The organism is Psychroflexus sediminis, assembly GCF_900099815.1.
Lineage (GTDB): Bacteria > Bacteroidota > Bacteroidia > Flavobacteriales > Flavobacteriaceae > Psychroflexus > Psychroflexus sediminis.
This window is the reverse complement of sequence record NZ_FNCW01000004.1, coordinates 92,246-104,277: the sequence shown is the minus strand read 5'-3', so window position 1 is coordinate 104,277 and position 12,032 is coordinate 92,246. Positions and strand designations below refer to the sequence as shown.

The window sequence follows — 12,032 nt, the reverse complement described above, 5'->3', positions numbered from 1 at the left end:
AGCTGGGCTTAAGCTGGTGAAACTAAATCGGAAACGATTTTAGCAGAGAGTAAACACAAAGGGATACCACCGCCGGGATGAACACTTCCGCCGCAAAAGTATAGGTTTTTTATCTTGGAACTAAAGTTTGGATGCCTTAAAAAAGCGGCGAATTTGTTATTGCTTGAGGTTCCATACAGCGAACCTTGAAAAGACGAGGTAGCCGCTTCGATGCTTTCAGGAGTTTCTACATGTTCAACTTCAATATGATCTTCAATTTGGATACCGAGGCAGGTGTTGATTTTTGCAATCACTTTTTCTCTGATATACGTGGTTTGCGCAGCCCAGTCCTGGCCACAGTTTGTAGGAGCATTGACCATGACAAACCAGTTTTCAGAACCCTCTGGAGCATCCGCTTCCACGTCCTTAGAAGTGATATTGATATAGACCGTAGGGTCGTCTGTAAAGTATTTTTTGTTGAAAAGATGATCGAATTCCTTTTCGTAATCTTCTGTAAAGAGGATATTGTGTAAGTCAAGGTCTTTAAATTTTTTATTGATTCCCCAGTAAAATATCAGTGCTGAACTCGAACGTTCCTGCTCCAAGGTCTTTTTTGGGGGTGTAGCTTTTCTTAGCAAAGAAGAGTAGGCGGAGTATACATCCATATTGCAAACTATCAAATCAAACTCCTTTTTTTCCTGATTTACCTGTAGACCTTTGATTTTTCCGTTTTCGTAAAGAATTTCATCCACTTGTTGACTGAGGTGAAAATCTATTCCTACCTCTTTAGCCAGCTGAGTAAGACTTTGAGAGATATCGTGCATGCCGTGTTTTGGAATAAAAGCACCGTAGTTCATTTCCAAATGAGGAATCATAGACATGATGCCGGGGGTCTTGTAGGGAGAAGAACCATTGTAAGTCGCAAACCTGTTGAAAAGCTGAACGAGTTTAGGATGGTCAAAATAGTTTTCATTCACCTCATTGAGACTGTTGTCCAGGTGTAACTTGCTCAAATTTAAAATTGCTTTTACCGTATCCTTTGAAAGATAGGTGCTAAACTTGTGAAGTGACTTTTCTAAGAACAAGCTCGAGGTGAGCTCATATTTGTCTTGTGTGCTTTGAAGATAATCGCTGAGGTGTTTGGCGGGTTCATCAAATGCTTCAGAAGCCTCTTCTATGAATTTCTCCTTATCGGCTTTCACCTGAAACCGCTGACCATCTTCCCAGAAATAATTGCAAATGCTTTCTTTTCTTTTGTACTGAAAGTAGGATTCAGGATTTTTATCAAAAAGCCCGAACAATTCATCGACCAAGTGAGGCATAGTGAATAATGATGGACCGTAATCAAATCTATATTCGCCTCTCCGGAAACTGTGAAGTTTTCCTCCGGTGTAGTTGTTTTGTTCAAAAACTTCGACGTCGTATCCTTTGGCTTTGAGCCTTAATGCTGAAGCAATTCCGGCGATACCGGAACCAACAACTGCAGCTTTTGATATCATCTTCTATTTGTTTTTAAGAAATTTGGCGGGTGGTATGAGCATACCAAAGCACTCTCCGTCTTCTTTGCCTAAATGTTTGTGATGAATTTTATGAGCACGTCTTATGCCCTTGGCATACCAGTGGTCGGCTTTGCGAAATAATTTAAAGCGCTGATGGATAAAAATGTCATGAACCAGAAAATAAGCTAAGCCATAGCCTGCAATGCCGGCTCCGATAGCCACTGCAAACTGAAACTCTGCGACCATAAAAAAATACATGCTTACCACGGCGTAAAACACAAAAAACAAATCGTTGCGTTCCCACCAGCTCTTATGATTTTTATGATGGTGATCTTTATGGAGAACCCATAAAAAGCCATGCATGACATATTTGTGCGTGAACCATGCCATAAACTCCATTCCCAAAAATGTTGCTAAAAACACAACAATCCAAATCAATATATCCATATTCTTAAACTAAATTAAATCTACAAGAAATGTAAGATTTCGCCAGCAAACTAGCTTTTTGATAATTAGGAACTCGTATTCTCCTGCTTTTAATTTCAAGTGAAGGTGTATTCTTTAATTTTTGAAGCAATTTGGAGTAATAAATATAAGCGGTATATACCCCTAATTTTGCTTCTACCGGTAATTTTCCTATGCCTCTTAAGCCAGCCTCAAAATCGGCATCGATTTCAGAAATAATGTTTGATTTTGTTTCTTCATCCAGACAGTTCAAGTCTGCATTAGGAAAATAAGACCTCTCCAGTTCTTCACAGTCTGCCTTTAGATCTCTTAAAAAATTTACTTTCTGGAAGGCAGAACCCAAACGCATAGCGTCATTTTTCAAACTTTCGTAAGCTTCCTCATCGCCTTTTACAAAAACTTTAAGGCACATCAACCCAACAACATCGGCGCTTCCGTAAATATAAGCTTCATATTCTTCCTGAGTCAGATAAATGGATTTATGCAAGTCTTTTTCCATACTATCCATAAACGATTCATACAAATGAGCATCTATATTGTATTTATGTACAGTTTCCTGAAAGCTGTTCAAAATGGGATTCAGGCTTATTTTCTGGTCGATGGCTTCATACATTTCAGTCTGGAAACTTTTAAAAAGTTTTGATTTATCATACTCATGAAAGGTATCTACAATCTCATCTGCAAACCTTACAAAGCCATATATATTGTAGATATCCTGTCTTATGGAAGGAGCGAGCAGTTTTGTAGCTATAGAAAAAGAAGTACTGTAAGAATTGGTAACCAACTTACTGCAATCTCTGGAAACTGTATCAAATAATGATTTCATTGCTTTAATGTTTTTCAATTAATTCAGATACCAATTTACCTGAAATCAATGCTGGTGGAACACCTGGCCCCGGAACTGTAAGCTGCCCTGTGAAATATAAGTTTTTTACTTTTTTACTCTTCAATTTTGGCCTCAAAAAGGCGGTTTGTAACAAGGTGTTTGCCATACCGTAAGCATTTCCTTTGTATGAATTATAATCTTTCACAAAGTCATTCACACAAAACGACTTTTTAAATATAATATTTTTTTGAACTTCCTGTTTAGTAAGCGATTCAAACCTTGTCATGATTTTGTTAAAATACGTCTCTCTGAGTTCTTCTGTATCTTCTATGCCCGGAGCAATTGGGACTAGGAAAAATCCATTTTCATGTCCGGGAGGTGCTGTGCTTGGGTCTGTTTTAGATGTGAAATTTGCGTAGAATAGGGGTTCATCCGGCCACTTTGGAGTGGTATAAATGTCCTTAGCATGTTCATCGAAGTCAACATCGAAAAACAAATTGTGATGTTGTACGTTTTCAAGCTTTTTATCAAATCCTATGTAGAACAGTAAAGATGAGGGGGCAAAAACTTTTTTCTTCCAGTAGCCTTCAGAATATTGACGGTGTTCAGAATCAAGCAAGGTTTCCGTATGATGGTAATCCGCGCCAGACAATATCGTATCAAATTCTCGGACCTCTCCATTTATTTCTAAAGCCTTTGCAGTTTTATCCTGTACTAAAATTTTATCGATACTGGCATTGGTATTCAATTTGACACCTAAAGACTCGGCTAGTTTAACCATGGCCGCTATGACTTCATGAAATCCACCACGCGGGTGCCAGGTCCCCAGGCCGAAATCTGCATAATTCATGAAATTATAAAAGGATGGCGTTTCACTGGGCTTAGCTCCCAAAAATAAAACGGGAAACTTTAAAATCTGCTTTAGCTTTTCATTCTTGAATTCCTTTTCAACATCTTTATCAACGGTACTGAAAAATTCACCAAGTTTTGATATGGTTTTCGGGGTGACGAGTTCTAAAGGAGAGAGTCCTGGCTTATAAACCAGGTCTTTAATCGCTATGTCATAATTATGACGCGCATTGTCTATAAACTTTTTCAGCTTTTTGGCTCCGTTTTTTTCCTCGCGGTCAAAAATTTTATAGATTTTCTCTAAACTATCTCCAATCTCAATGGTTTCACCACCTTCAAAAACTACCTGGTAACCCGGGTCCAGTTTGTCCAGTTCATAATAATCTGAAGGCTTTTTCCCGAAGTCTGCAAAAAAACGTTCGAATACATCAGGCATCCAATACCAGGACGGTCCCATATCAAACGTAAATCCTTCGTGTTTAAAGCGTCTTGCCCTTCCTCCCAGGCTTTCATTTTTTTCAAAAACTTCGACGGTATGGCCATTTTTGGCTAAATAACAGGCCGCTGCCAATGATGAAAAGCCAGAGCCTATTACTGCAATCGATTTACTCATGTTATAAATTTAATGACAATTCTGAAATATCCCTAAATGCTCTGATGCCTTCAGGAAGTTTGGTATTATTTTCTAATAATTCAATAGATTTTCGACCTAGTAACCAGTATTCACATCTTCCATCAGGACATATATGCTCCTTGAAGTCATCGAGGTATTGTGTCAGATTATCAGGTTTTACAGTTAGGTAACTTACAAAAATCGTATTGTCGTACAAAGTTGAAAGATAAGTCAAATCTTTCATTGGCAGACTTTGACCAAGAAATATAACTTTATACCCATGGGATAAAATTTCATAATTGGCATAAAACAAGCCGATGTCATGAATCTCTTCATCAGGTAGAAACAAAACAAAGACTTTGTCTGTTTTGGAAGCCTGTTCTTTTTGAAGGCTTTCGATATTGATAAATAACTTCTGCTTAATCAAATTGGATATAAATTGCTCGTGTGCAGGGGTTATCGTTCCAGCCTGCCAGAGCATTCCAATTTCGATCATGAGCGGAATAAAAACCTCTTCATATATCTCAGAAAAAGTTTTGTTGACCAGAAGATTTTCATATGTCCTAAGAAACAAGGGCTGGTCGAAATTCATCATAGCCACTTTCATAGATTTCAGGGCTCTGTTCGAATTGCTTTTACTCGTCGTAATGCTTTGTACAAGTTCCGAAATCTCACTATCATCCAATTTGGAAATACGTGATATTTTGTAACCATTCTCATTTAAAAACGCAATATTCAAAATTTTCTGAAGCCCGGTGACACCATAATTTCTGATATTGGTTTCTGTACGTTCAGGTTGTAAAACGCTGTATCGCTTTTCCCACATACGTATGGTATGTGCCTTAATACCGCTCAACGATTCTAAATCTTTAATGCTGAAATTTTGTTTAATGTTTCCCATGATATTATTTAACAATAGTCAAAAATAGGTATAATAATCATACTTTGTTTAAAAAACGAAGTTAAAACTTAAACAAATAAGCTTAAAATAATTTGAGATAAATTTTTAAGTTTAAATTTTATTGGGAAATGTATAAGGTTTTGCTAATGACAAAGCAAAGACAGATTTAGATTCAGTCTTTTTTTTCACTACGTCGTATTCACTATATCATAACAAAGAAATATCAAGCCTAAATGGGTCTTCTTCATCGGTTTTTATGCCTAAGGCTTCGTGTACATAGTCAAAAGTAGAAAGCAGTCTCGGTTGTCCGTTTATCAGAGCCACATCATGTTCAAAGTGGATGCTTGGCTTACCATCTGAAGTTAAAATTGTCCATCCATCAGGTAATTGTTTTATGCGTTTGGTTCCCATATTTATCATAGGTTCAATGGCAACTGTCATGCCTTCCACAAATTTCTTGCCTCTTCCTCTTTTTCCATAATTGGGCATTTGAGGATCTTCGTGCATTGTTTTTCCTAAACCATGTCCTACAAGTTCTCTGACGACTCCATAGCCGTGCTGTTCTGTATATTTTTGGATGGCATAACCAACATCTCCAACCCTATTTCCCTCTACAAATTGAGCAATTCCTTTGTAAAGTGACGCTTTGGTAACTTTGATAAGTTTTTTCACATCATCGTCAACTTCACCTACTTCAAAAGTGTAAGCATGATCACCGTAATATTGATTTTTTACAGCCCCACAGTCTATGGAGACAATATCTCCTTCTACTAAGGGTTTATTATTTGGGATACCATGAACAACTTGTGCATTTGGACTTACACATAAGGTGTTTGGAAAATCATAAAGACCCAAAAATCCCGGAACAGCTCCATGGTCTCTTATAAATTCCTCTGCTAATTTATCGAGATGCAAGGTTGTAACACCTGGCTTTACTTCTTTTGCAATCATCCCGAGGGTTTTCGAGACAATCTGCGCACTTTCGTGCATGAGCTTTAATTCTTCTCTGGTCTTAGTAATTATCATTTATAACTTTTTAAATAGGGATTCAAAAAATCCTTTCTTCTGATTTTTCAATTTTTCTAGCTCTTTATCCTCTTCCAGCAATTCTTTGTAAATCTCTCCCCAGCCTAGAAAACCGCCAACATTTCTATCGTCAATAAAAATATCAGCATTTATTTTTCTGCTGATTTCATCTGTATAATCTTCTTCTGGATAACTTTTGTTGACGGCATAAAACTCTATACCATGCTCTCTACAAAACTCTACGGCTTCTTTCAATTTTTCTCCACTTCTGTATGTCCAAAGAATGAGAACAAATCCTTTTTCCTGAAGCTTATGAAGAGTTTCAAAGGCAAACAATATGGGTTTACCAATAGAAGGATACTTATTTTCTACTATAGTTCCATCAAAGTCAATAGCTAAAATGGGTCTTCTGGATGAAATCATAGGGTAATATTAGAAATCATAAACGTGTTTATAATCTTCCCCTGAGAAAATTTTAAGAAGATCTTTTTCTAAAGATTCCTGGGGAAATTCAACAAAGCGATTAATCTCTTGACCATTTTCATCGTAAACGATAATGGTTGGAACATTTATGATATTGAGTTTTTTTCTTTTTTCTTCAGTCATGTCAGGTACAACTTTATCTCGGTCTACCCCTACAATGCTTAAGTTATTGAGGTTAAAATCAGCCTGATTTAGAATTTTTACCAAATGCGGAAATTCTCTTCTGCTGTCTGTACACCAAGTCCCCATATATACTAAAATATGAAAATCATTAGTTGCCAATTCTGATTTTATTTGATCTACAACTTTAGCCTTAGGCGTATAATTTTCATACCCAGACTCGAACCAGGATTTGTTGACTGTGGATTTCAAATCTTCTAGTTTGAATTCACCAAGCATAAGTTTATAATCTTGAAGTCCTGCTTTACTATAGTCTTCAAATTCAGAAGGAATAAAACTAGAAATTCCCAGACAAAGACTTAGAATCATGAATAGGGTCATTGATTTTCTCATGCTAATAACGAGTTTTGAGTCATAAGTTCTGGTTTTTCAATACCCATTAAATCTAAAATGGTAGGCGCAATATCTCCCAGAATACCGTCTTTAATAGATACGACATCTTTATCCACCAAGATGAAAGGAACTGGATTCGTCGTATGCGCCGTATTTGGAGAACCGTCTTCATTGACCATGGTTTCACTGTTTCCATGGTCTGCAATGACAATTACGGAATAATCTTTTTTCTCGGCTTCTGTAACCACTTCCTTAAGGCATTCATCCACAGTTTCACAAGCTTTTACTGCCGCATCAAAATCTCCTGTATGGCCTACCATATCAGGATTGGCAAAGTTCAAACAAATAAAATCTCCGCTTTGTTCTGAGATTTCTTTTACCAGTTTATCTTTAAGCTCATAGGCACTCATTTCCGGCTGCAAATCATAAGTAGCCACTTTTGGCGAACTGACCATAATGCGCTTTTCATTCCTAAAAGGCTCTTCCCGGCCCCCAGAAAAAAAGAAGGTAACGTGTGGATATTTTTCGGTTTCTGCAGCTCGAATTTGAGATTTCCCAGTATATTCCAAAACTTCTCCCAGTGTTGCTTTGATATTTTCTTTTTTATAAACCACATTGATGTTTTTGAAGCTATCATCATATTTGGTCATAGTGACGTAATACAAAGGAAGGGACTTCATGTCATATTCAGGAAAATCTTGCTGACTCAATGCTTGTGTAAGTTGTCTTCCGCGATCTGTCCTGAAATTGAAGAAAATCACAACATCGCCTTTATTGATTTTAGCAAGGGGTTCTCCATGGGATGTGACAGCTATTGGCTTTATAAATTCGTCTGAAACTCCGTCATCATAGCTTTTCTGTAAAACTTCTAGTGGATTTTCAGTAAAAGTTTCTGCTTCCCCTTTTACAATGAGGTCATATGCTTTTTCTATTCTTTCCCAGCGCTTATCTCTATCCATAGCGTAATACCTCCCTATAATACTAGCTAATTTGGTATCTGTTTTTTCAAAATGCGGGATCAATTCTTCGATGAATCCTTTCCCGGAATGAGGATCCACATCTCTTCCATCTGTAAAGGCATGAACATACTTTTTTGAAATACCATAGTCTTGAGCAGCTGATACAAGTCCTTTGAGGTGATTGATATGAGAATGCACCCCACCGTCACTTACCAGCCCCAAGAAATGTACTGCTTTATCGTTTTTTTTAGCATAATCAAAGGCCTGCTCCAGGGCGGGTTCATCCTTAAGCGTATTTTTTTCTACTGCCCTGTTGATTTTTACAAGATCTTGATATACAATTCTACCCGCACCTAGATTCATATGACCGACTTCAGAATTCCCCATTTGTCCTTCAGGCAATCCTACATTTAATCCATCCGTTCTTAAAGTCGCATGTGGATACTTTTTATATAAGCTATCCATAAAAGGAGTCCTGGCTTGATCCACTGCCGAAATATCTTTAGAAGGAGAAATTCCCCAACCATCCAGAATCGTTAATATGACTTTTTTGCCCATAGAATTTATTTTTTGCTAAAATAAGAATTATTGATAGATACGCTATTGCGTTTAAGAAGGCATTAAACTGGGATGGATTCCAAATCCATAGTTTTTAAAATAAGAATCCATAAAGGAATCTGTCATATAAGATTTCCCCTTAAATTCCAGATTTCTCCATGCTTTTCTATACTTCTCACTAGATTGTAAGTCAAGATACAGTTTAGCTTTTGGAGCATAAGAATAATGCCAGGGTTCGTAATTAAAACCTGTTCGTGTATCATCCCTGGTATAAACCAGTCTAAATCCAAAATCACTGCTGTTTTTCTCCATCCATGATTTCATTTTAGAAAATGGCGCATTACCATGATAATGTTTTTCCAAAAGCAAATCACCTTCTGGTACTATGACTGAATCATCAATCAAATCTATATCTGTACCCCAGTGATGTCGGGAAGTTCCTGGAATAGAGGAGTAGGTCATTATTTCTGAAATAGCTTGAATTGGAGCTTTTGTTTTTGTAAGCTGCTTAAACTTCCATTCCCAAATTTCTTTTTGCTGCTCAAAACTCCTGTAGCCTGAAACGATTTTTAAAGTGATGCCATCTTCTAGAGCTGAAGATTTCATCAAAGAGAACGCCTTAAAGGTATCCTCTTCCAGCAAAATAAACTCTGATTTTAAATGCGACTGACTTAAACCCAGAAGATTTTCAATTTTGATATCTTCAAACTCAAATAGCTTAAATAATTCTGAATTTAATTGAAGTTGAGAACCAATCCCAGCTAAAATGGAAGTCTTTAAAAATCTTTTTCGTTTCATGTCAGCTTAATCTTTTGTACATCAAAACATGCGGACCTACCTCCGGAATATGAAATTGATCTGAAATAATTTCGAAATTCAGTTTTTTATAAAAACCAACTGCAATTTCTCTGGCGTTACACCAGAGCATTTCAACATTCATTTTTTTAAGTTCACATTCAGAAAAAAGGACAAGCTTTCTGCCGATATCCTGACCGTGAAATTGAGGTTCTACAGCCATTCCTCTCAATTGGTATTGAGAATGACTTTTAAGTTTGTTTGTTCTTGAAAGAAATAAACTTAAAATACCGACACATCTAGAACCCATAAAAGCACCAATGTGTTTGGTGCTTTTTGAATCATCACCTTCCATGTGACTGGTACTTCTAGGCCTTCCCTGTCTTAAAACAAGATACCTTAAGTCTATGGTTTCACGAGAAGATATATATTTAATTTCTATAGACACCTTTAGGAAAGAATTCCATCTACAATACCGTAATCCAGTGATTCTTGAGCATTCATCCAGTAATCGCGTTTAAAATCCTTCATCACTTTATCGAAGCTTTGATTGCAATTATCTGCGAGTATTTGAGCACTTAATTCTTTAATTTTCAAAATTTCCTGTGCTTGGATTTCAATATTGGAAGCCTGTCCTCGAGCTCCTCCCATAGGTTGATGAATCATTATTTTTGCATGAGGTTGTATGAAACGTTTTCCTTTTTCACCACCCGACATCAAAATAGAACCCATAGAGGCAGCCAAACCGCTACATATTGTAGAAACTGGACTCTTCAAGGATTTCATAGTATCATAAATTGCAAATCCATCGGTTACGTATCCACCAGGACTATTGATGTAAAATTGAATTTCATCCTCGCTTTCCATGTCCAGATACATCAATCTATCAATGATGTGTTTAGCACTTTTACCATCTACTTGGCCGTTAAGAAAAACTTTTCTCTGCTCTAGAAACTTTTTATCTATAAGATCTTGAACTTTTCCTGACTTATCGCTCATAATATTTTTTTTGGAGTGTAAAATTAAAATTATATTCTTAAAGGAAACCTATAATTTGAAGAGTATTAACGAAACACTAAACTGATTCTTTGGGATATTAAAAAAGGCCTTGTAAAAAGGCCTTTTAAAAAGTAATTTTATAATTAATCTATCTTCAAAACTTTAGCATCGGGCATAGCTTGCATAAGTGCTTCGTAACTGGTTAAGTTAGGATTTTTTTCAGCAAATGCGGCGGGTATGATAGCTATTCTAAATACCTGATTCAGAAGAAAATCATTTGAAACTGTTTTGAAGTCCACGTTTCCGTCTAGAAAAAGATTTACATCAAAAAACGTATGATTGTAATTGTAGACCAGTTGGCTAGCATCGCTAAAGAAAAAACTATTTGGTAATGGAGTCCAAACATCTACGAAGTCGCCATTGTCATTTATAACTTCTTCCAAGAGGTAGACTTGAACGACATCGCTTTCGAAAACGACAACTTCACTTGTTGGAAATTCATAAAGGAACGAGTAGCCATTTTCAGCTGTAAAATCACCTTCAATTTCCAGGATGGTTCCTATTAAGGCCTCACCAGGCTCTCCTATAGGGCCAGGAGGGCCAATAGGACCCCTTTCACCTTCACAGCTAACTATAACTAAAATGAGGGCGAGTAATAAACTTATTTTTTTCATGAGTCTTGATTTTTAAAATTAATACTAAGGGAATTGACGCAGTAGCGCTTCCCGGTGTCAGTAGGACCATCTTCAAAAATGTGACCAATATGTCCACCGCAGTTGGAACATAGAATTTCAGTACGAATCATTCCAAAAGCGGTGTCTTTTTTATATTCGATGGCCCCTTCAACAGAACTGTCGAAACTCGGCCATCCACAATTACTTTCAAACTTGGATGCACTGTCAAACAGGAGTTCGCCACAGCCATTGCAGTAGTATTTACCGTCTTCAAAATGGGTATTGTATTTGCCAGAATGCGGAGGTTCGGTCCCTTTTTCTCTTAAAATGTGAAATTCTTTTTCAGAGAGTTTTTCTTTCCAGTCTTGTTCTGTCATTTTATTTTTATCTGTCATATTACGATTTTTCTTTTGGTGTAAAGTCTAGAGCCACGCCATTGATGCAATGCCTCATTCCTGTAGTTTCTTCAGGTCCGTCATTGAAGACATGCCCTAAATGACTGCCACAATCTGCACAAAGCAATTCTGAACGCTCATAGCCTAACTTCATATCAGAACTATATACGACACTATTTTCGATAGCTCTGTCAAAACTTGGCCATCCAGTACCACTGTCAAATTTATATTTGGTTTTATAAAGCGGGTTGCCACAGGCAGCACAAACAAAAGTGCCAGGTTCTTTAACCTTGTTTAAAGGACTTGAGAAAGGCGGTTCTGTACCTGCTTCTCTTAAAACCTTGTATTCTTCATCTGTAAGTTCTGCTTCCCATTCGCTTGCTGTTTTTTGAACCTCAAACTTTTTTGAAGCTTCTTCTTGTTGAGCTTCAGATTTACAGGAAATAAAAAGAATCATGAGTAGAATTAACGAAACGTGTTTCATAGTATATATTTTTT

15 protein-coding genes are annotated in these 12,032 nt (G+C 36.9%); all 15 read right to left on the bottom strand.

Features of this window, described 5'->3' with window-relative positions; genetic code table 11:
• Positions 1 to 8: 8 nt before the first annotated feature.
• Positions 9 to 1,478, bottom strand: a complete 1,470-nt coding sequence (gene crtD, locus BLP81_RS04890) for a 1-hydroxycarotenoid 3,4-desaturase CrtD (protein WP_093366422.1) — start codon at positions 1,476 to 1,478, stop codon at positions 9 to 11.
• Positions 1,479 to 1,481: 3 nt separating this feature from the next.
• Positions 1,482 to 1,925, bottom strand: coding sequence for a sterol desaturase family protein (locus BLP81_RS04885; RefSeq protein ID WP_093366418.1), 444 nt, complete (start codon positions 1,923 to 1,925; stop codon positions 1,482 to 1,484).
• A 4-nt stretch (positions 1,926 to 1,929) separates the two neighbouring features.
• Positions 1,930 to 2,769, bottom strand: coding sequence for a phytoene/squalene synthase family protein (locus BLP81_RS04880; protein WP_093366881.1), 840 nt, complete (start codon positions 2,767 to 2,769; stop codon positions 1,930 to 1,932).
• A gap of 4 nt (positions 2,770 to 2,773) precedes the next feature.
• The gene (locus tag BLP81_RS04875) at positions 2,774 to 4,231 is read right to left on the bottom strand and encodes a phytoene desaturase family protein (RefSeq protein WP_093366413.1); all 1,458 of its coding nucleotides are present in this window, start codon (positions 4,229 to 4,231) and stop codon (positions 2,774 to 2,776) included.
• 1 nt (position 4,232) lies between these two features.
• Positions 4,233 to 5,132 (bottom strand): MerR family transcriptional regulator, encoded by a 900-nt coding sequence (locus BLP81_RS04870; protein ID WP_093366410.1) that lies wholly within the window; start codon positions 5,130 to 5,132, stop codon positions 4,233 to 4,235.
• Between the two features lie 207 nt (positions 5,133 to 5,339).
• Positions 5,340 to 6,158 (bottom strand): type I methionyl aminopeptidase, encoded by an 819-nt coding sequence (map, locus tag BLP81_RS04865; RefSeq protein ID WP_093366407.1) that lies wholly within the window; start codon positions 6,156 to 6,158, stop codon positions 5,340 to 5,342.
• On the bottom strand, positions 6,159 to 6,581 hold the full coding sequence (locus tag BLP81_RS04860; RefSeq protein ID WP_093366404.1) for a BT0820 family HAD-type phosphatase: 423 nt from the start codon (positions 6,579 to 6,581) through the stop codon (positions 6,159 to 6,161). It lies immediately after the preceding gene.
• Positions 6,582 to 6,590: 9 nt separating this feature from the next.
• Positions 6,591 to 7,154, bottom strand: a complete 564-nt coding sequence (locus tag BLP81_RS04855) for a TlpA family protein disulfide reductase (RefSeq protein WP_245686412.1) — start codon at positions 7,152 to 7,154, stop codon at positions 6,591 to 6,593.
• The gene (gene gpmI, locus BLP81_RS04850) at positions 7,151 to 8,671 is read right to left on the bottom strand and encodes a 2,3-bisphosphoglycerate-independent phosphoglycerate mutase (RefSeq protein WP_093366401.1); all 1,521 of its coding nucleotides are present in this window, start codon (positions 8,669 to 8,671) and stop codon (positions 7,151 to 7,153) included. Before gpmI ends, BLP81_RS04855 begins: the two co-directional genes overlap by 4 nt.
• A gap of 51 nt (positions 8,672 to 8,722) precedes the next feature.
• Entirely contained in the window at positions 8,723 to 9,469 is a 747-nt protein-coding gene (locus BLP81_RS04845; RefSeq protein ID WP_093366398.1) for a M15 family metallopeptidase, read from the bottom strand.
• A gap of 1 nt (position 9,470) precedes the next feature.
• On the bottom strand, positions 9,471 to 9,914 hold the full coding sequence (locus BLP81_RS04840; protein ID WP_093366395.1) for a GNAT family N-acetyltransferase: 444 nt from the start codon (positions 9,912 to 9,914) through the stop codon (positions 9,471 to 9,473).
• Between the two features lie 2 nt (positions 9,915 to 9,916).
• Positions 9,917 to 10,465, bottom strand: coding sequence for a ClpP family protease (locus tag BLP81_RS04835; RefSeq protein WP_093366392.1), 549 nt, complete (start codon positions 10,463 to 10,465; stop codon positions 9,917 to 9,919).
• A 143-nt stretch (positions 10,466 to 10,608) separates the two neighbouring features.
• Positions 10,609 to 11,139: a hypothetical protein gene (locus tag BLP81_RS04830; RefSeq protein WP_093366389.1), complete on the bottom strand. Its 531-nt coding sequence runs from the start codon at positions 11,137 to 11,139 to the stop codon at positions 10,609 to 10,611.
• Positions 11,136 to 11,534 carry a peptide-methionine (R)-S-oxide reductase MsrB gene (gene msrB / locus BLP81_RS04825; protein WP_093366386.1) on the bottom strand — a complete coding sequence of 133 codons (399 nt, stop codon included), beginning with the start codon at positions 11,532 to 11,534 and terminating at the stop codon, positions 11,136 to 11,138. Before msrB (BLP81_RS04825) ends, BLP81_RS04830 begins: the two co-directional genes overlap by 4 nt.
• Before the next feature lies 1 nt (position 11,535).
• A complete protein-coding gene (gene msrB, locus BLP81_RS04820; protein ID WP_093366383.1) occupies positions 11,536 to 12,018 on the bottom strand; it encodes a peptide-methionine (R)-S-oxide reductase MsrB in 483 nt (160 codons plus the stop codon).
• Between the last annotated feature and the right edge of the window lie 14 nt (positions 12,019 to 12,032).